Raw genomic sequence first — 17,480 nt, 5'->3', positions numbered from 1 at the left:
CGGGTCACCCGGGATGTTCACGAATCCTAAGCACAGACCGGAACATGCGCCACCGATCCCAGGAAGGCAACCGATGCCGTGCGGCGAAATCTAAGAGGGACTATCCGGGTTTCAAGCGGTGACGAAGACGCGCTTCGGGCGGAATTCGCCTTCGCCGATCTCGCCGATCGCGACGAGCTTGCCACGCGAGGTCGCATAGGCTTCCGGCTCCGCCATCGGCGCATCACGGCCGCGCAGGATGATTGGATTGCCCATTTTCAAGCGGTGCGCCTGGTCTTCGGTGATGGCGATGTGCGGCAGGTTCGACAGCGCTTCGCCGGTATCGATCAGGAACGCATCGAGCGCTTCCAGCCGTTCGTCGTCGCTCTCGATCTTCTCCAGCGCCACCAGTTCGGCCAGCGGCACCATCGCTTCCTCCGCAAAGGGGGCCACGAAGCTACGGCGCAGCGAAGCGATATGGCCGAAACAGCCGAGATCGCGGCCGAAGTCCCGTGCGAGCGAGCGCACATAGGTGCCCTTGCCGCATTCGATCTCGAAATGCGCAAGGTTTGGCGTGCAGCCGAGCAGCGACAGGCGGAACACTTCCACTTCGCGGGCCGGGATATCGACGGTTTCGCCTTCGCGGGCCAGATCATAGGCGCGATTGCCGTCGATCTTGATTGCCGAAAACTGCGGCGGCACCTGGCTGATCACTCCGGTATATTTCGGCAGCAACGCGCGAATGTCTTCCTCGGTCGGACGGGCGCTGGACGACTGCGTCACCTCGCCTTCCAAATCGTCGGTCGAGCGCTCCTCGCCCCAGGCGACGGCGAATTCATAGATCTTGCGGCCGTCCATGACATAGGGAACCGTCTTCGTCGCATCACCAAGCGCGATCGGCAGCATGCCCGATGCCAAAGGGTCGAGTGTGCCGGCATGTCCGGCCTTCTGCGCCTTGAACAACCACTTGATCTTCGACACGGCCTCGGTCGAGCCGAAGTCCAGCGGCTTGTCGAGGATCAGCCAGCCGGAAATCGGGCGGCCCTTGGGCTTGCGGGGTTTTGACATGGTTCAGGCTCTTTTTTTGCGAAACGTCGCAGCCGTCTTGGCAACGCTGCCATCCGGCATTTTCTGGCTGTTGCCCTTTTCGAAACCGAGGGCATAGAGGCGGCGCGCGATCAGGTATCCGGCAGCGATGGTGGCACCATTGTCGGCGCGATAATCCTCGCCGAGGCCCTCGATCATCAAGGGCTCGATGGCACCGAGCGGCGGCTTGCCGGATGCGGCGGCTTCAAGCAGCAGCTTTTCATTATAGGGCGAATAGACGATGGCTTCGAGCGCCTTCATCTCGCGGTCGCCATGGGCGATTTCCTTGCCACGGCGAAACGGCAGGCCGGAAGCGACCATCATTTCGACCAGCCTGACGGCTTCGGCATTGTCGAAGCGGGCAAGGCCGCTGCGATAGAACGTCTGGCGCTGCTCGAACGTCCAGCCGTTGAGTTCGTCCAGAGTGATATGCTTTGCCATCACTCCCCTTTTTCATCTTTCAGGCCGTCTTCGTCCTTCAGGTCGCGCAGGACCTCCGGAGACCGGAGAAGCTCATCGATCTTCTTGTAGTTGTCGAAGCTGGTATCGTCCTTGAAGCGGACTTCCGGCATGTATTTCAACTGCCGGATATGCGGCGTCAGGCGGCCGCGAATATATTTGGCATGGCGGTTCAGCGCTTCGATAACGTTGGCATGATCGGCAACGCCGAGCGGCGTCACGAAGGCCGTGGCGACGCGCAGGTCCGTCGACATGCGGACTTCGGAAATCGAGATGACCGTCGTCTCGAGCAACGGATCGCGCACTTCGCCGCGCTGCAGCACCTGTGTCAGGCCTGCGCGAACCTGTTCGCCGACCCTCAGCATGCGCTGCGAGGGGGCAGAGGATGTCACTTTACTCATGGTTTTTCCGATGTCTGGCGTTTCAAGGAACGCGACCAAGGCGGTCCAATGCTACTTTCAGGCCAAAAGGTCAAGGCTTTCCGGTGATCCGGCCGGCCGCGCCGGCGCCGAAATCGGCCTGCAACCCTCTTGAAAGCAGGCCCGCGGCGTGGTCAACCTGATTGCAACGGCGAGCAGGCGGAGACAGGATGCGGGTTCTGGTAATTGAAAACATGGCGCATTCCGACCTTGGGCAGGTGGGTGTGGCGCTTGAGGAAGCAGGCGCCGGGATCGACCTGCGCCAGCCCTTCACCGGCCAAGCCCTGCCGGGCGACATTCACGGGCATGATGCCCTTGTGGTGCTCGGCGGAGAGCAGAGTGCCGTCGACGATCACGTCCACCCCTACCTGCCGGAACTTGCCCGCCTGATGCGCGCCTTCACCGATGCCGGCAAGTCGGTGCTCGGTATCTGCCTCGGCAGCCAGCTTCTGGCCCGCGCCCATGGCGGCGATAATCTGCTCGGCAAGACTCGGGAATTCGGCTGGCATGGCGTCGCGTTGACCGCAGAAGGCGAACGCGATCCGGTGCTGAGCGCCGCGGGCTCGTCCTTCAAAAGCTTCGAATGGCATTCCGACAGTTTTACGATTCCACCCGGTGCCGTTCATCTGGCCACAAACCCGGCCGTCGCCAACCAGGCTTTTCGCGTCGGCCGCGCCGCCTATGGCATGCAGTTTCATTTCGAAGCGGGAACGCGCGTTGTCGAGGGCTGGAACCGAACCTTCGCAGGGCCGATCAACCGTCTCGATCCGGACTGGCTGGAGCATTACTCGGAGCATGCCGCCCGGCATGCGCAACAGGCGGATGCAGCCGGTCTGGCGCTGGCCCGCGCCTGGGTGGCAACGATCCGGACCGCCGTTGACAACAGTACACGGGAAATGGCCGGCGTGAGCGCCTGACACATAAATGTGTTCAGCCATTTGCCGCAAAGACGTGTGGTTCCTATCTATTGCAACAGGACACACTTTTATAAGCGCAAGAAGTTTGCCCGGCTGAGGCAGACGGAGGAGCGGAGAAGCGCATGACGATATTTTCCATTAGGGACGGGCGCCGGACTGCCCCGGCAACTGGCAAAACCGGACAAATCCCGGCGCTCGCCGCCGCACTGCTTCCCGCCGTCGTGCTGGCGACCTCTCTTGCCGCCTCTTCACCGGCCACCGCCGCCTCTTGCAACGGCACGCCGGAGCCGGGGCTCGACTGGAGCGAGTGCACCAAGAAGAACCTGATGCTGCCTTCCAGCGACCTCCAAGGCGCCAACCTGTCCGGCGCCGACTTTTCGCTGACCGACCTCAGCGGTTCGAACCTGGCATCAGCCAACCTGGAAAAGGCCAATCTGGTCCGCGCATGGCTGGCCGGTGCAAAGGCTGAAAAGGCCAATTTTGCCCATGTTGAGGCCTATCGGTCGAGCTTTGCCAATATTGCCGCCGCCGGCGCTTCGTTTGCCGGCGCCGAACTGCAGCGCGCCGACTTCAGCGGCGCGGATCTCACCGGAGCCAATTTTGAAAAGGCGGAGGCAGGCCGCGTCACGTTCAAGGGCGCCGTGCTGACCGGCACGCGCTTTTCGCTGGCCAACCTGTCCCGTGCCAATCTCAGTGGCGCGACCTTCGAAGGCCCGCTGGACTTCGATCGGGCCTTCATGTTCCTCACCCGTATCGAAGGGCTGGACCTTTCCGCAGCCAAGGGTCTTGAACAGGCCCAGATCGAGCTTGCCTGCGGTGACAAGGAGACGAAGCTCCCAGAAGGGCTGACCACGCCCACCGGATGGCCTTGCGACACAGACTGAGCCGGCTAACGAACCACCGGTTTCATCAGCCGTACGGCCTCGCGTCAATCATTGGCGACACTGGACAAGAGCGGCATCTCCGCTAGCTTCAACAGCAGAATCGGAGGAGCGAAACATGAGCAAGCTGAATGTCCCCCAGGAAGGCGGCTGCCGTTGCGGTCAGGTGCGGCTGAAGATCAGCGTTCCGCCGATTCTGACCATGGCCTGCCACTGCACCGGCTGCCAGAAAATGTCCTCCAGCGCCTATTCGCTGAGCGCCGCCATCCCGGCAGACGGGTTTGAAGTCATTGCCGGCGAACCGGTGATCGGCGGCTTGCACGGCGCCTCGCGCCACTATTTTTGCCCGCACTGCATGACCTGGATGTTCACCCGCCCCGAAGGCATGGACTGGTTCGTCAACCTGCGCCCGACCATGCTGGACGACACAAGCGGGTTTTCCCCCTTTATCGAGACATTCACCAGCGAGAAACTGCCGTGGGCCACTACGGCGGCCGCGCACTCCTACGAGACATTTCCGCCGATGGAGGCCTATGAGGGGCTGTTGAAGGAATTTGCCGGGCAGACGGCGTCCGCCTAAAATCCCTGGAAGAGGAAATCCGTGGCTACGGTAATAGCGCTTGCTTGACCGGTGAGATCGGCCTCGGTCTCTCCGATTTCATTCAACGCCACAACCCCCATAAACTGAGTTGCCATGACATAGGTGCGGCCGCCAATTTCGAATTTTGGATTGAGGCGTGCGATCAGACGGGAGAGTTGTTCGGGCAAAAGAAGCGGCGCCACGTTTCGCGTTTGCAAGTCCGAGAGAAGATCAGCTTGCAGATCGAGCACCAGCGCGCCGCTTTGCCTGAGGCGATAGGCGTGAAATCTCGCCATCAGAATTGGCGATACTTCGCCAATGGCAGGCCATGCTCCTCGACATATTTATTGGACGCCGCGATCGCCTCGGCATTCTCCAGCCGCCAAAGACGTTCCTGCTCGGCCTTGACGGCACGTTCAATGCCATCTTCGGCTGCCCGCGAAAGATTGATCTTGAGATCGCGCGCCTGCGAGACGAGGTTGCTATCGAGGGACAAGTTGGCAGGCTTGCGGGACGGCTGAGACATGATCTTCTCCATCGGCTATGCGCTGAATGTATGCGCATAGCCGATGGAAGAAAAGATATTACTCGTCGCCCATCTTGAGCGCTGCGATGAACGCTTCCTGGGGGATTTCCACCTTGCCGAACTGGCGCATGCGCTTCTTGCCGGCCTTCTGCTTGTCGAGCAGCTTGCGCTTACGCGAGGCATCGCCGCCGTAGCACTTGGCGGTGACGTCCTTGCGAAGCGCCGAGATGGTTTCGCGGGCGATCACGTTGCCGCCGATGGCGGCCTGGATCGGGATCTTGAACATGTGCTTGGGGATCAGCTCCTTGAGCTTCTCGCACATGTCGCGGCCGCGCTTTTCGGCGGCCATGCGGTGAACCATCATCGACAGCGCATCGACCGGCTCGCCGTTGACGAGGATCGACATCTTGACCAGATGGCCTTCCTGATGCTGGGTGATCGCGTAGTCGAACGAAGCATAGCCCTTGGAAATCGACTTCAGCCGGTCGTAGAAATCGAACACGACTTCGTTGAGCGGCAGGTCGTAGGTCAGCATCGCGCGGGTGCCGACATAGGTCAGCTCGACCTGGATGCCGCGCCGGTCCTGGCAGAGCTTGAGGATACCGCCGAGATAATCGTCCGGCGTCAGGATGGTGGCGCGGATCCACGGCTCGTGGATTTCGGCGATCTTGACGACATCTGGCATATCGGCCGGATTGTGCAGCTCGCGCTCGGTGCCATCGGTCATGAACAGCTTGTAGACGACGGACGGGGCGGTCGCGATCAGGTCGAGATCGAATTCACGCTCAAGGCGTTCCTGAACGATTTCGAGATGCAGCAGGCCCAGGAACCCGCAACGGAAACCGAAGCCGAGAGCGGCGGACGATTCCATTTCGAAGGAGAAGGACGCGTCGTTGAGGCGCAGCTTGCCCATGGCGGCACGCAGGTCCTCGAAATCGGCGGCATCGACCGGGAACAGGCCGCAGAAAACCACCGGCTGGGCCGGCTTGAAGCCTGGCAGCATGTTGGCGGTCGGACGCTTGTCCTCGGTGATGGTATCGCCGACGCGGGTATCGGCGACTTCCTTGATCGACGCCGTGATGAAGCCGATCTCGCCCGGGCCGAGCGCATCGACGGTGACCATCTTCGGCGTGATGACGCCGACACGCTCCACCTGATACTTGGCGTCCGTGCCCATCATCCGCACGGTCTGGCCCTTTTTCAGGACGCCGTCGAGAATACGCACGAGAACGATGACGCCGAGATAGGTGTCATACCAGCTATCGACCAAAAGCGCCTTCAGCGGCGCGATCTCGCCGCCCTCGCTCTTCGGCGCGGGCAGCTGATGCACGATCGCTTCCAGCACGTCGGGAATGCCAAGCCCGGTCTTGGCCGAGATCAGCACCGCCTGCGATGCATCGATGCCGATGACTTCCTCGATCTGCTCGCGGATACGATCAGGCTCGGCGGCCGGCAGGTCGATCTTGTTGAGGACGGTGACGATTTCGTGGTTGTTGTCGATCGCCTGATAAACGTTGGCGAGCGTCTGGGCTTCGACGCCCTGGGATGCATCCACCACCAAAAGCGAGCCTTCGCAGGCCGACAGCGAGCGCGAGACTTCATAGGCGAAGTCGACATGGCCGGGCGTGTCGATCAGATTGAGGACATAGGTCTCGCCATTGTTGGCGACGTAATGCAGACGCACCGTCTGCGCCTTGATGGTGATGCCGCGTTCCTTCTCGATATCCATGTTATCGAGAACCTGCTCCGACATCTCGCGCGCGGCAAGGCCGCCCGTCGACTGGATCAGCCGGTCAGCCAGCGTCGACTTGCCATGGTCGATATGGGCGACGATCGAAAAATTGCGGATGTGCGACAGGGGCGTCTTTGAAGGTGTTGTGCTCATGCGCCCGCATACAATGGAACCTTAGAAACTGCAAAGAATTTTACCGATCGCGGCCGACGAAATGCAATGGAGCCCGGCTCTTTGCCGCAAAAGCCGAGACGCGCGGACGCCATTGGCCGGATTTCAGATGATCAGGAAATCGTCAGCCGTGAGTTTGAGCTGGCTGTCGAGCTGCGCAATCTGGACCGCCGCGACCTTGCCCGTTCCGTCGGCGTCGTAGAAGAGTTTGCCGGTCTTGCTATCGTAAATAACGCGGTCGCCGGCATCCGCCGCCTTGGTGCCGATGACGAAGGCCGAGGCTTTCAGGGCGCCGACCGGTAGCTTGGAAAAGATGTCGTGGTCCAAGAGAAGCTGATCATCGGTAACGCTGAAATCGGCGACCGTATCGACATTGCCGGTGGCGAGCTTGGTATCGAAGACGAATTGGTCTTTGCCGCTGCCGCCTGTGAGCGCATCTTTTCCCGCTCCGCCATAGAGCTTGTCATTCCCGGCTCCGCCGGAAATCTTGTCGTTGCCAAGCCCGCCCGACAAGGTGTCGTTTCCGTCTCCACCCGACAGCGCGTCGTTGCCTTCGCGCCCGGCAATCTTATCGTCGCCGCCCAGACCGTCGATCTTGTCGGCGAGCTTCGAGCCGCGCAGGGTATCCGCCTGCGCGGTTGGCCGGATATAGGCTGGGTCGCCGTCATAGGTACCGACCAGCCTGTCGAGATCCCGCTCGGGTGCTGCGAACGGAATGAACCCGTCGGCCAGGACCATCTTGTTGAACGCATCAACGCGCCCGGTGCCACTGATGTAATCCACCACAAAGACCGGTATGCCCTTGTCGACAAAGTCGCGCTTCAGGATTGCGATCGTCTCTTCGTCGGGCCTCAGCGGATTGTTCTCGTCCTTGTCGCCGCGATAATAAAGATCTTCGACCGCGATGCCGCCGATGACGTCCAGATAGGCCTGCTTGCGCGCGGTGTCGCTGCCAAGGTCGTTGAGGATCCAGGCGCCGTTCTGGGGGATGACGAAAAAGTCCGGATTGGTTTCGCGCGCATGTTCCGTCAGGGCGACCACGAAATCGACCATGCGCTGCGCGGCCTGTTTCTGGTTGACGGGATCGCCGGCCTGCCGATCGGCCTTCAAGACTTCGGCACCCCAGAAATAATAGGCGTCGATGATGTCGAGATAGGCGGCATCGAACCCGGCTTTGACGATGGCGTCGAGATCGCCGGTCTTTTGGTCGTTGAACATGGTGTTCTGCCAGTCCGGATCCCAGTAGCGCACCTTGCGCGACTCCGGCCAATCGGGATTGACAGGCCCGAGCCAGTCCGGCGCCTCGTCCGTCAGTTTGCCGGTGGCTTTACCCGTGGTGGTCCAGTCCTTGTCCCAGTAGTCGCGAAAATCAGACGCTTCGCCGATGGAGATATAGGAGACGACCACGGAGCGCCCGCCCATGCCATCCTTCATGCGGGTCACTTCGTCCACCGTGAAACGCCCGCTATTGGTGCCGTCACGCGAGGCATCGATGACGAGCAGATCATGAGTGGCGGAGATGAGCAGGTTGACGTTTTGCGGGTCGCCATTCAGCCCCTGCAACTGGTAGCCCCAGTTGTCGACATTGACGACACCGGTAGACGTCGTGAACTTGAGCATGATGCGGACCGGTTTCCTGTTTCCCGCGGAATGAATAGGAGATTTCCGGCGGATATGGATAGCCCGAACATGCAAATAGCATCAACGAAGTCTTCACATCCCGCTCCCTCGGTGGTCCGGGGAAGACTTTAGTGGAGCCTCCGCAAGACGGCCAAGCGTCACGGACCGCCGCTACCGGTTTTCTCGCCCTCGACCATCGCACCGGCATTCGGCATCTGCGCACTCTTCATTTCGAAACTTTCCCGCAGGTGCGGCGGCACCGTTTCGCGGAATTTCAGACGCACGGCCACGAACGCTGCATAGGCGAGCGCCGTTCCCATCGCCGCATAGATGAAGGTCTTCGGACCGAATACCGGCGTCAAAAGCGTGATCGACAAGGGAATGATCGTGGCGGCAATCGACCAGCACATCAGGAGCGTCGAGGCGAGCGGCACGAAATCGGCGGGTGCTGTGCGATCGTTGGCATGGGCATTGGCGATCGAATAGACGGTTTCGACGGCACCGGCGAAAACAGCGAATACCAGCATCAACAGGATCAGATTGGCGAACGAGACGGAGAGCGCCACGACAGCAGCGGCCGAAATCAGCAGGCAGACGAGGATCAGCACGATACGCCGGTCAATCCTGTCCGACAGAACGCCCATCGGATACTGGATGAAGATCAGACCGAACTGCATGACCAGCATCAACAGCGCCACATCGCCCTGACTGACCGAATTGGCCGCGGCATAGATCGGCGTAAACCCCTGCACGGCCATGGAAAGCCCGCCGGCGGCGAGAACGCCGACAAAGGCGACGGGGGAATTGCGCCAGACCATCGGCACATCGACACTGACTTTTGCCGGCGGCGGCGGGTTGGGCAGACGTGTCAGGCCGATCGGCAGGATCGCCATGGTGGTGAAGAAGATGGTCAGCAGCGGCGCCAGATTTCCGTCGGCGGGGATCTGGCCGAACAGCCAGGCACCGAGCCCGATGGCGATGACATAGACCATGTAAAACACCGACATCGCCTTGCCGCGCCAGCTGTTGGCGCTGGCATGGTTGAGCCAGCTCAGCGAGATGATGAAATTGATATTGCCGGCCGCACCATAAACACCGCGCGCGAAAACCCAGAGCAGCGGATGAAATCCGAGCGCGATCAGGAAGGCCGACAGCAGCACCAGCGCCATGGAGCAGGAAAACGCCCGCGCATGGCCGACCCTTCGGATCATCGGCCCGGCAATGACGCAGCCCGCCAGGCCGCCAAAGGCAAGGGCCGTCACTGCGGCACCGGCAACCCAGGGCGGGCTATCGCCGCGGGCCAGCAGGAACGGCACGTAGGCGAACATCATGCCGTTGCCGATGCCGACGCAGGCCATCGACAGTACGATGCTGGCGATCGACAGCACGGATGCCCGCGCCTGTTCGAACCGGATTTCTTCTACCGCTGCCATCTGCGCCCCCAAATATCCAGCAAGCCCGCCCCTGGGGCGTGCATGCGCAAGTATGCTCTAACATATTGATCGCATGGCTGTTTTGTCCGACCCAGCCGTCAATCGCACCATATCCACATTTGCTGTCTTCGACTGTCGCCGCAGCGGCGCGCAACGGATTTTTTCAACGATGGCCGAATGTGCGTTGACTCCATTATAAGAACGTATAATTCTCTTATAATGGAAAATGCATTCGAAACCGATATCGCCGAACGGATGAAGTCCCTGCGGCTGGCGCAGACGATGACCCTGGACGAGCTCGCCACCCGCGCCGGCGTCAGCCGGGCGATGATTTCACGCATCGAGCGCGGCGAAGCAAGCCCCACCGCCCAGCTTCTCGCCCGGCTCTGCAGCGCATTGGGCACGACCTTGTCGCGGTTTTTCGCCGACGGTGAAACCGCCGGAGATCCTCTTCTGCGCCGGAACGAGCAGCGTATCTGGCGCGATCCGGAAACCGGCTATCTGCGCCGTTCCGTCTCACCGGATGGAACGGGATCGCCCGTCGATATCGTCGAAGTCGAGTTTCCGCCGGGTGCGCGCGTCGTGTTCGAACAGCAGCAGTTCGACGCAGGGCTGACGCAACATCTCTGGCTGTTTCAAGGCAAGCTGACCATGACGGCCGGCGAGGAAACGCATGTGCTTGAAGCTGGCGACTGCCTGTTCATGCGGCTTGCCGAAGCCCATATCTTTCACAATCCCCATGGCGCGCCTGCACGCTACGCCATCATTCTCAATCGCAGCAGAGTCTAGCCCCGATGTCCCAAGTCACGATCCGCACGCTCGCCCCTTCCGAAACCGCCCGCGCCTTACCCGCGCTCGCAGAGGTCCTGTCCGATTGTGTCGAGGGCGGCGCATCCGTCGGCTTCATGTCGCCGCATACGCCTCAGGATGCCATGCCATACTGGGAAAGCGTTGCCGACGCTGTGGCCGAGGGAAACTCGGTACTGATCGTGGCGGAAAAGGGCGACGACATCCTCGGTACCGTTCAGCTCGGTATCGGCATGATGCCCAATCAACCGCACCGCGCCGACCTGAAGAAGCTGCTCGTCCATCGCAAGGCGCGCGGGCTGGGGCTTTCGCGACTACTGATGGATGCCGCAGAAGCCGAAGCCGCCAAGCATGGCCGGCACATCCTCGTGCTCGACACGGCAACTGGAAGTCCCGCAGAAACGATCTATGAGAAATTCGGCTGGCAGCGCGTCGGCGTCATTCCGCAATATGCGCTGATGCCCGATGGCAGCTATTGCGGATCGACATTTTTCTACAAAGCACTTGCCGCCATTTGAAGTGCACCGCGCGGCGGGACTTCCACCTATCCTTGTCACCAAAAATGGCCATATCGCGCGGAAAAAACAGCGAATTTCGCTTGGGAGGCCCATTCCGCCCCCTTAACCTTCGTGTTAGCTGATATTCGGCCGCAAGGCTGATATTCTTAAGGGGAACCCATGAAAACCATTCGTCAACGCGCGGGTCTGGCCGCGCTGTCCGTCCTTCTGGCACTTGGCAGCGTTTCTGCTGCTGCGGCCGCGGACGTTACCTTCCAGATGAAAAACAGCCATCCGAACGCCGTCGAAGTCGAGCTTTACAGCCAGGACCGCGACCATGTCTGGCCGGGCAACGACCAAGTCTACCTTCTCGACGATGGCGAAACCAAGCAGATTCCGCTCTCGTGCGACGACGGCGAGAAGATCTGCTATGGCGCCTGGATTTCCGGCGACAAGAGCACCTATTGGGGAACCGGCCCGGACAACGCCGAAACATGCTCGGATTGCTGCTACACCTGCACCGGCGGCAACACCGAAGAAATCGACCTGACCGAATAGCGGACAGGGGCGCGGGAGCCGTGTTACATGCGCTCCCGCGCCTGTTGTGAACGGTCTCGATGCCATTTGACCGTTATAATGGGCCTGTCCTCTTCATCTTCCTGCCGCAATCGGTAGTATGAAGCACAGTGAGCACCATTGAGGACCTTTGATTCCATGATCAAGAAATTCGCCGTATTGGCCATCGCCGCAGTCTATCTTTCAGGCTGCACCACGACCGACCCGTATACGGGCGAACAGAAGATGTCGAACACAGCCGGCGGTGCGCTGATCGGCGCTGGCCTTGGTGCCGCAACCGGCCTTCTGGTCGGCGGCAGCGCCGCCGGACGCCGCGACGCGGCGCTTGTCGGTGCCGGCATCGGGGCGCTGGGTGGTGGCCTGATCGGCAACTACATGGATAGCCAGGAATCCGAACTGCGCGCGCAGCTGCAGAACACCGGCGTTTCGGTGACCCGCGTTGGCGACCGGATCGTTCTCAACATGCCGGAGAACATTACGTTCGGCACCGACCGGGACCAGGTGAACCCCGGCGCCTATCCGACGCTGGACTCGGTCGCGATCGTGTTGCGCAAGTTCAACAAGACACTGATCGATGTTGACGGCCATACGGATTCGACCGGCAGCGCCAGCCACAACCAGGATCTTTCGGAACGGCGCGCCATATCGGTTGCCAACTATCTCGGATCGCGCGGTGTCGACCAGCGCCGCATGTCGGCCGTCGGCTACGGCCCCGACCGGCCGGTCGCCTCGAATGCCAGCCCGGCAGGACGCGCGCAGAACCGCCGCGTCGAAATCTCGATCGCACCGATCAAGGAGAGCTGATCCAGCGCATGGGTTAAAGGAGCCGGTCACTGCGAATGCAGTGACCGGCTTTTTTGTGGGCGATTTCTCATGAAACGGCATAGAACCAAAAATGGACCCTGAAGGTGCGCGCATGCCGGCCCTGCGCCATTGACGCAAGGAGCCCGGCAAACTTACAGTCGAATATTGCGAATGTGAGCAGATTCGAATGCGCGTCAACGCCGGACTCCTCTCTCAAGCCCTGGATCAGGTCCAGGCTGCAATTTTTGAACCCTCGCTATGGCTGCCGACAATTGAAGCCATCGGCAGGGCGAGCGGTGCCTTGGGTGCCAACATCATGGAGCCGACCGGCCGCGGCAGATTCGGCGCAGCGCTCACCACGGAAAACCTCGAAGGTCTTCTCGAAGGCTACGTGCGCGACGACTGGGGATCGCGGGATTTTCGCGCGCATCTTCTGCAGCCGCTCCAGCGTGCCGGCGTGGTGCTTGAAGCCGATTTCATCACGAAGGAGCAGTTCAGCCACCAGGAATACTATCGGTTTATGAGAAAATACGGCGTTGGTGATTGCGTCCTGATGGATATCTCTACAGGCAAGGACACGCTGTATTTCGTCCTCCAGAACAGGCTGGCGGATGTTTCCCCGCAGACGACGGACATGCCGCACTTCCATGCCATCCGGACCCGGCTGCTGACGGCCGTCCAGCTCGCCCAGCATATTGACGAAAGCAAGGTCACCGGCATGGCAACCGCCTTCCAGACCTCGAACATCGGCTGTATCTTCTTCGACCGGAAAGGCCTCGTCACGTTGACGAACCCGAAGGCCGATGCGCTGTTTTCGGATGATTTGCGCATTTTGCGAGGCGAAGTGCGCGCCGGCTCGGCGCATGAGACCGCGCGCTTCCACCGGGAGCTCAAAATTGCGCTGCAGGCACCCGGCGCGACGGCCGAGACATTGTCTGCGGTTCGCCTGTCGCGCACCGGCAGGCGGCCGCTCATCGTCCGGTTTGAACGGTTTGGCACGCAGCTCGCCGACGTATTTTCGCATTCCTGCGCCATGGCCCTGATCGAGGATCCGGACGACGAGATGCGGCTGAAACCGGAAACGCTGATGGCGCTGTTCGACCTGACCCCGGCGGAAACGCGGATATCGCTCAACGTCGCCTGCGGCATGAGCGCCGTAGACATCGCCAGGCAGCACGGCATCGGCTACGAAACGGTCAGAAGCCATATCCGGTCGATATTCCAGAAAACCGGCACCGGCCGGCAATCCGAACTTAGCGCCCTGTTCGGCAAAATCCGTCTTTAGACAGGCTGGCTCCTTGCGGATGTGGGCGGATACGTATGCTCCCCGCCGTTGAAATCCGAAACCGTGTAGCAGCCGCCGCCATTGTCCGCGATCGTCGTGGCACTGATCACCGTCTTGCCGTGGCCGCCGGGGATATCGAGGATATAGGCCGGCTGGCAAAGGCCGGAGACCCGGCCGCGCAAGGACGCCACCAGCGCCTGCCCCTCTTCGATCGTCAGGCGGAAATGGCTGGTTCCCGGTGCCAAATCGGGGTGATGCAGGTAATAGGGCTTGATCCGGTTTTCGACGAAGGCGCGCATCAGGCTGGCCAGCGTCTCCGGATCGTCGTTGACGCCCTTCAAGAGCACCGACTGGCTGACCATGACGATACCGCTATCGACCAGCCGGGCGCAGGCGGCGCGGGCATCGTCCGTCAGTTCGCGCGGATGATTGGCGTGCAGTGCCAGATAGGTGGTCTTGCCGCTGGCCTTGAGCGCTGCGATCAGGGCGCTATCCACCCGCTCGGGCTCGACCACGGGCACGCGGGTGTGGAAGCGGACGATCTTTACATGGTCGATCGTTGCCAAGCGTTCCATGATCGACGCGAGCCGGCGCGGCGACAGCACCAGCGGATCGCCGCCGGTGAGGATGACTTCCCATATCTCCTCGTGATCCGCGATATAGGCAAAGGCATTGTCCATCGCCTGCGCTGCAAGCGTGCCGAGCCCCTGCGGCCCGACCATTTCACGGCGGAAACAGAACCGGCAATAGACCGGGCAGACATGCACGGCCTTCAACAGTACGCGATCGGGATAACGATGGACGATGCCCTCGACAGGACTGTGTGCGCCGTCGCCGATCGGATCCTCGCGCTCTTCCGGCAGACGCGAGAGCTCCGCCGCATCCGGGATGAACTGGCGTGCGATCGGATCGTTKCGGTCGTTCGGATCGATCAGGGCTGCTATCGCCGGGGTAACGGCCACCGCATAACGGGCGGCAACCTCATCCAGTCCGGCGCGCCGGCCGGCGGAAACCAGGCCGGCCTCTTCCAGATCGTTGATCGTCTTTAAGGAACCAGGTGCGGTCACCGGTGGCCCTCGCTCATTGGCCCGGTCTCTGCCACCGGGGCCCAGATCACCTGATCGATCCGCGATGCGCCGGTTGCCAGCATCACCAGCCGATCAAACCCGAGCGCGCTGCCGCTGGCCTGCGGCATGATTTCGAGCGCTCTCAGAAAGTCCTCGTCCAGCGGATAGGTTTCGCCATAGACGCGGCTCTTCTCCGCCATCTCCATGCCGAAGCGGCGGCGCTGTTCGGCAGCATCGGTCAGTTCGCCAAAGGCATTGGCCAGCTCGACGCCGCAGGCATAAAGCTCGAAGCGTTCCGCCACGCGCGCATCATGCGGCGCCGGCCGCGCAAGGGCGGCTTCGGCAACGGGATACTGATAAAGGATCGTCGCCCGGCCGAAGCCTAGATTTGGCTCGACCTTCTCGACGATCACCCGGCTGAACATATCAGCCCAGGTATCATCCTCCGCGAACCGTAGCCCGGCGGTACGCAACGCGTCTGCCAGCTTTTCCCGGTCGGTTTCGCCATTCCGGCCGATGGAGCAGAGAAGATCGACACCCGCAAACCGCTCAAAGGCTTCGGCCACCGTGATGCGCTGCGGCTCCACAAACGGATCGGCCTGCGCCCCGCGATAGGTCAGCTGTTTTGCCCCCACCGTTTCGGCCGCCAGCCCCAAAATCTCGGCACAATCGCGCATCAGCGTCTCATAGGTCTCATCGGCCCGGTACCATTCCAGCATGGTGAATTCCGGATGGTGCAACGGCCCGCGCTCACGGTTGCGATAAACATGGGCGAAGCAGGCGATGCGCTGTTCGCCGGCCGAAAGCAGTTTCTTGCAGGCAAATTCCGGCGAGGTATGGAGATAGAGCGGCGCAATGCTTCCGTCATGATGGTGTGCCTGCGTTGCAAAGGCATGCAGATGCGCCTCGTTACCGGGCGACACCTGCAGCGTCGCGGTATCGACTTCGACAAAATCTTGATCCGCGAAGAACCCGCGCAACGCCGCCTGAATCCGGTTGCGGCCGATCAGGAAGCCACGGCGGTCGGCATGGACATCGGGGGTCCACCAGGGGGAGGCTTGAGGCATCTTCGTCCTATGTCCGGTTCTCAAGGCAATTCAATGCTTCGCGCAAATTCGCGTTTCTTCGAGCCGGAACCGCTGTCACACTGGCAATTTGCCCAAATATAGGATAGGTGCGGCCCGAAAACGCATTCTGGCGTCTTTGACGCGCATATTTCGTGCGCTCCTCTACGACGCATCAAGCTCAGTTACAAGGAAGACTTATGGTCAAGGTAATCGCCTCTTCAGTCCGCAAGGGCAACGTTCTCGAAGTGGACGGCAAGCTTTACGCCGTTCTCACCGCCCAGAACTTTCACCCCGGCAAGGGCACGCCCGTTACCCAGGTGGACATGCGGCGCATATCCGACGGCGTGAAGGTCTCCGAGCGCTGGCGCACCACCGAGCAGGTCGAACGCGCCTTCGTCGAAGATCGCGAACACACCTTCCTCTATGAGGACGGCGAAGGCTTCCACTTCATGAACCCGGAAAGCTACGACCAGGTCGCCGTGTCGCCGGATGTCATCGGCGACGACAAGGCTTACCTTCAGGAAGGCATGCTCGTTCAGCTGAAGATGTTCGAAGGCGTCGCACTTGCGATGGAGCTTCCGACCCGCATGACGCTTGAAATCGTCGAGACCGAGCCGGTCGTCAAGGGCCAGACGGCCTCGTCGTCCTACAAGCCGGCGATCCTGTCGAACGGCGTGCGCACCATGGTTCCGCCGCATATCGGCGTCGGCACCCGCGTCGTCATCCTGACGGAAGACGCATCCTACGTCGAACGCGCCAAGGACTGATCTTTGTTATCGGCATGAAAAGCGGGCGCGGCTTCAAACCGCGCCCGTTTTCGTTTGATCGAGCCGCCAGAAGCTAATGCTTCAGTTCCGGATAGGCTTTAGACATTTCATCAGCATTGCTCATCGTATCGTCATAGCCCTCAAGGGTGACGCAAACGCTGGCATGCACATCCAGGCCACCTTCCCGGCGCACTGCGATGCGGGAGCCATTGTGGCGGATGAGAACCGCCTCGCCGTTGAAACCCTGTTTCAGCAACCAGTCACGCGGCGCATTCAGGCGAATACGGACCCGACGGCTATCGTCTTCCTCGCGCGCTTCCACAAGCTCATAGGAAACCGGCTGGGAATTGCCGTTGATTTCCAGCTTGCCCTGGCCACTGCCCTCTGCTGCGAATGTCAACATGATTGTCTCCTTTGAAAAGAGTTCACCGGCGCACGGCGCGGCCGACGGCGATCAGGATGCAGGCGCCGATAAAGCCGATGACCAGATAGGCGAGCCAGCCGGCAAAACCGATGCCGGCAAGGGCAAGGATGGCATTGAGGACTATGGCCCCGACAATGCCGAGAATGATGTTCATGAACACGCCCATGTCGGATTTCATGAACCGTTCGGCCAGCCAACCGGCAAAGCCGCCGATGATGATTGCCGCGATCCAGCCTACGCCGTTGACGTCCGTGTTTTTACCCTCGCTTGAAAACACAGCTCTTGCTGCAACCGATAACGGACGAGTGGGCAATATGTTCCAACCGGCTCGGCGAGCACTATCAAATACACTTATGTTAACCCCCACAAATATGAATTTGCCT

General features: G+C 61.0%; 21 protein-coding genes. 9 read left to right on the top strand and 12 right to left on the bottom strand.

Annotation, left to right across the window (positions count from 1 at the left end; translation table 11 throughout):
* Positions 1–111: 111 nt before the first annotated feature.
* The 3 genes from truB to rbfA are packed head-to-tail and all read right to left on the bottom strand — an operon-like array spanning position 112 to position 1,925.
* Positions 112–1,047: a tRNA pseudouridine(55) synthase TruB gene (gene truB / locus AC1D17_RS11915; protein ID WP_477565620.1), complete on the bottom strand. Its 936-nt coding sequence runs from the start codon at positions 1,045–1,047 to the stop codon at positions 112–114.
* 3 nt (positions 1,048–1,050) lie between these two features.
* Positions 1,051–1,506: a hypothetical protein gene (locus AC1D17_RS11910; RefSeq protein WP_037167412.1), complete on the bottom strand. Its 456-nt coding sequence runs from the start codon at positions 1,504–1,506 to the stop codon at positions 1,051–1,053.
* On the bottom strand, positions 1,506–1,925 hold the full coding sequence (gene rbfA, locus AC1D17_RS11905) for a 30S ribosome-binding factor RbfA (RefSeq protein WP_477565619.1): 420 nt from the start codon (positions 1,923–1,925) through the stop codon (positions 1,506–1,508). Before rbfA ends, AC1D17_RS11910 begins: the two co-directional genes overlap by 1 nt.
* A 188-nt stretch (positions 1,926–2,113) precedes the next feature.
* Here rbfA and AC1D17_RS11900 point away from each other — a divergent pair, with 188 nt between their 5' ends.
* From AC1D17_RS11900 to AC1D17_RS11890, 3 genes are all read left to right on the top strand, one after another.
* On the top strand, positions 2,114–2,860 hold the full coding sequence (locus AC1D17_RS11900) for a type 1 glutamine amidotransferase (RefSeq protein ID WP_477565618.1): 747 nt from the start codon (positions 2,114–2,116) through the stop codon (positions 2,858–2,860).
* Between the two features lie 122 nt (positions 2,861–2,982).
* Positions 2,983–3,744, top strand: a complete 762-nt coding sequence (locus tag AC1D17_RS11895) for a pentapeptide repeat-containing protein (protein WP_477565617.1) — start codon at positions 2,983–2,985, stop codon at positions 3,742–3,744.
* A gap of 115 nt (positions 3,745–3,859) precedes the next feature.
* Positions 3,860–4,321 (top strand): GFA family protein, encoded by a 462-nt coding sequence (locus tag AC1D17_RS11890; protein WP_477565616.1) that lies wholly within the window; start codon positions 3,860–3,862, stop codon positions 4,319–4,321.
* Here AC1D17_RS11890 and AC1D17_RS11885 read toward each other — a convergent pair.
* The 5 genes from AC1D17_RS11885 to AC1D17_RS11865 form a co-directional block, all read right to left on the bottom strand.
* Positions 4,318–4,617, bottom strand: a complete 300-nt coding sequence (locus tag AC1D17_RS11885; RefSeq protein WP_477565615.1) for a CcdB family protein — start codon at positions 4,615–4,617, stop codon at positions 4,318–4,320. The two genes, AC1D17_RS11890 and AC1D17_RS11885, sit on opposite strands and share 4 nt — an antisense overlap.
* Positions 4,617–4,847: a type II toxin-antitoxin system CcdA family antitoxin gene (locus AC1D17_RS11880; RefSeq protein ID WP_477565614.1), complete on the bottom strand. Its 231-nt coding sequence runs from the start codon at positions 4,845–4,847 to the stop codon at positions 4,617–4,619. The genes AC1D17_RS11885 and AC1D17_RS11880 overlap by 1 nt, the downstream gene beginning before the upstream one ends.
* Before the next feature lie 58 nt (positions 4,848–4,905).
* A complete protein-coding gene (gene lepA, locus AC1D17_RS11875; RefSeq protein ID WP_477565613.1) occupies positions 4,906–6,732 on the bottom strand; it encodes a translation elongation factor 4 in 1,827 nt (608 codons plus the stop codon).
* 123 nt (positions 6,733–6,855) lie between these two features.
* Positions 6,856–8,370 (bottom strand): MJ1477/TM1410 family putative glycoside hydrolase, encoded by a 1,515-nt coding sequence (locus AC1D17_RS11870; RefSeq protein WP_477565612.1) that lies wholly within the window; start codon positions 8,368–8,370, stop codon positions 6,856–6,858.
* Positions 8,371–8,528: 158 nt separating this feature from the next.
* Positions 8,529–9,803, bottom strand: coding sequence for an MFS transporter (locus tag AC1D17_RS11865; protein WP_477565611.1), 1,275 nt, complete (start codon positions 9,801–9,803; stop codon positions 8,529–8,531).
* 219 nt (positions 9,804–10,022) lie between these two features.
* Here AC1D17_RS11865 and AC1D17_RS11860 point away from each other — a divergent pair, with 219 nt between their 5' ends.
* From AC1D17_RS11860 to AC1D17_RS11840, 5 genes are all read left to right on the top strand, one after another.
* On the top strand, positions 10,023–10,592 hold the full coding sequence (locus AC1D17_RS11860; RefSeq protein WP_477565610.1) for a helix-turn-helix domain-containing protein: 570 nt from the start codon (positions 10,023–10,025) through the stop codon (positions 10,590–10,592).
* Between the two features lie 5 nt (positions 10,593–10,597).
* Complete coding sequence (locus tag AC1D17_RS11855; protein ID WP_477565609.1) at positions 10,598–11,128, top strand: N-acetyltransferase family protein; 531 nt, start codon at positions 10,598–10,600, stop codon at positions 11,126–11,128.
* Positions 11,129–11,287: 159 nt separating this feature from the next.
* Positions 11,288–11,665, top strand: coding sequence for a hypothetical protein (locus AC1D17_RS11850; RefSeq protein WP_477565608.1), 378 nt, complete (start codon positions 11,288–11,290; stop codon positions 11,663–11,665).
* A gap of 156 nt (positions 11,666–11,821) precedes the next feature.
* Positions 11,822–12,487 (top strand): YiaD family glycine zipper/OmpA-like lipoprotein, encoded by a 666-nt coding sequence (locus tag AC1D17_RS11845; protein ID WP_477565607.1) that lies wholly within the window; start codon positions 11,822–11,824, stop codon positions 12,485–12,487.
* Between the two features lie 187 nt (positions 12,488–12,674).
* On the top strand, positions 12,675–13,772 hold the full coding sequence (locus AC1D17_RS11840) for a helix-turn-helix transcriptional regulator (RefSeq protein WP_477565606.1): 1,098 nt from the start codon (positions 12,675–12,677) through the stop codon (positions 13,770–13,772).
* Here the strand turns inward: AC1D17_RS11840 and AC1D17_RS11835 are convergent.
* Positions 13,769–14,839, bottom strand: a complete 1,071-nt coding sequence (locus AC1D17_RS11835; RefSeq protein ID WP_477565605.1) for a lysine-2,3-aminomutase-like protein — start codon at positions 14,837–14,839, stop codon at positions 13,769–13,771. The two genes, AC1D17_RS11840 and AC1D17_RS11835, sit on opposite strands and share 4 nt — an antisense overlap.
* Positions 14,836–15,906, bottom strand: coding sequence for an EF-P lysine aminoacylase EpmA (epmA, locus tag AC1D17_RS11830; RefSeq protein WP_477565604.1), 1,071 nt, complete (start codon positions 15,904–15,906; stop codon positions 14,836–14,838). The genes AC1D17_RS11835 and epmA overlap by 4 nt, the downstream gene beginning before the upstream one ends.
* Before the next feature lie 197 nt (positions 15,907–16,103).
* On the opposite strand from epmA, the gene efp reads away from it, so the two are divergent.
* Positions 16,104–16,673 carry an elongation factor P gene (gene efp, locus AC1D17_RS11825; protein ID WP_264222990.1) on the top strand — a complete coding sequence of 190 codons (570 nt, stop codon included), beginning with the start codon at positions 16,104–16,106 and terminating at the stop codon, positions 16,671–16,673.
* 73 nt (positions 16,674–16,746) lie between these two features.
* Here the strand turns inward: efp and AC1D17_RS11820 are convergent, their stop codons facing one another.
* Entirely contained in the window at positions 16,747–17,076 is a 330-nt protein-coding gene (locus tag AC1D17_RS11820) for a hypothetical protein (protein ID WP_477565603.1), read from the bottom strand.
* Between the two features lie 22 nt (positions 17,077–17,098).
* On the bottom strand, positions 17,099–17,374 hold the full coding sequence (locus AC1D17_RS11815; protein ID WP_477565602.1) for a GlsB/YeaQ/YmgE family stress response membrane protein: 276 nt from the start codon (positions 17,372–17,374) through the stop codon (positions 17,099–17,101).
* Positions 17,375–17,480: the final 106 nt, after the last annotated feature.

The organism is Pararhizobium sp. P1_E7, from assembly GCF_056405855.1.
Note: the sequence above shows the minus strand (reverse complement) of the source record. Positions and strands in the feature narration are given on the sequence as shown.

Coding starts and splice junctions, on each gene's coding strand:
- truB (WP_477565620.1), bottom strand. CDS start 1,047: ATGTCAAAACCCCGCAAGCCCAAGGGCCGCCCGATTTCCGGCTGGCTG.
- AC1D17_RS11910 (WP_037167412.1), bottom strand. CDS start 1,506: ATGGCAAAGCATATCACTCTGGACGAACTCAACGGCTGGACGTTCGAG.
- rbfA (WP_477565619.1), bottom strand. CDS start 1,925: ATGAGTAAAGTGACATCCTCTGCCCCCTCGCAGCGCATGCTGAGGGTC.
- AC1D17_RS11900 (WP_477565618.1), top strand. CDS start 2,114: ATGCGGGTTCTGGTAATTGAAAACATGGCGCATTCCGACCTTGGGCAG.
- AC1D17_RS11895 (WP_477565617.1), top strand. CDS start 2,983: ATGACGATATTTTCCATTAGGGACGGGCGCCGGACTGCCCCGGCAACT.
- AC1D17_RS11890 (WP_477565616.1), top strand. CDS start 3,860: ATGAGCAAGCTGAATGTCCCCCAGGAAGGCGGCTGCCGTTGCGGTCAG.
- AC1D17_RS11885 (WP_477565615.1), bottom strand. CDS start 4,617: ATGGCGAGATTTCACGCCTATCGCCTCAGGCAAAGCGGCGCGCTGGTG.
- AC1D17_RS11880 (WP_477565614.1), bottom strand. CDS start 4,847: ATGTCTCAGCCGTCCCGCAAGCCTGCCAACTTGTCCCTCGATAGCAAC.
- lepA (WP_477565613.1), bottom strand. CDS start 6,732: ATGAGCACAACACCTTCAAAGACGCCCCTGTCGCACATCCGCAATTTT.
- AC1D17_RS11870 (WP_477565612.1), bottom strand. CDS start 8,370: ATGCTCAAGTTCACGACGTCTACCGGTGTCGTCAATGTCGACAACTGG.
- AC1D17_RS11865 (WP_477565611.1), bottom strand. CDS start 9,803: ATGGCAGCGGTAGAAGAAATCCGGTTCGAACAGGCGCGGGCATCCGTG.
- AC1D17_RS11860 (WP_477565610.1), top strand. CDS start 10,023: ATGGAAAATGCATTCGAAACCGATATCGCCGAACGGATGAAGTCCCTG.
- AC1D17_RS11855 (WP_477565609.1), top strand. CDS start 10,598: ATGTCCCAAGTCACGATCCGCACGCTCGCCCCTTCCGAAACCGCCCGC.
- AC1D17_RS11850 (WP_477565608.1), top strand. CDS start 11,288: ATGAAAACCATTCGTCAACGCGCGGGTCTGGCCGCGCTGTCCGTCCTT.
- AC1D17_RS11845 (WP_477565607.1), top strand. CDS start 11,822: ATGATCAAGAAATTCGCCGTATTGGCCATCGCCGCAGTCTATCTTTCA.
- AC1D17_RS11840 (WP_477565606.1), top strand. CDS start 12,675: ATGCGCGTCAACGCCGGACTCCTCTCTCAAGCCCTGGATCAGGTCCAG.
- epmA (WP_477565604.1), bottom strand. CDS start 15,906: ATGCCTCAAGCCTCCCCCTGGTGGACCCCCGATGTCCATGCCGACCGC.
- efp (WP_264222990.1), top strand. CDS start 16,104: ATGGTCAAGGTAATCGCCTCTTCAGTCCGCAAGGGCAACGTTCTCGAA.
- AC1D17_RS11820 (WP_477565603.1), bottom strand. CDS start 17,076: ATGTTGACATTCGCAGCAGAGGGCAGTGGCCAGGGCAAGCTGGAAATC.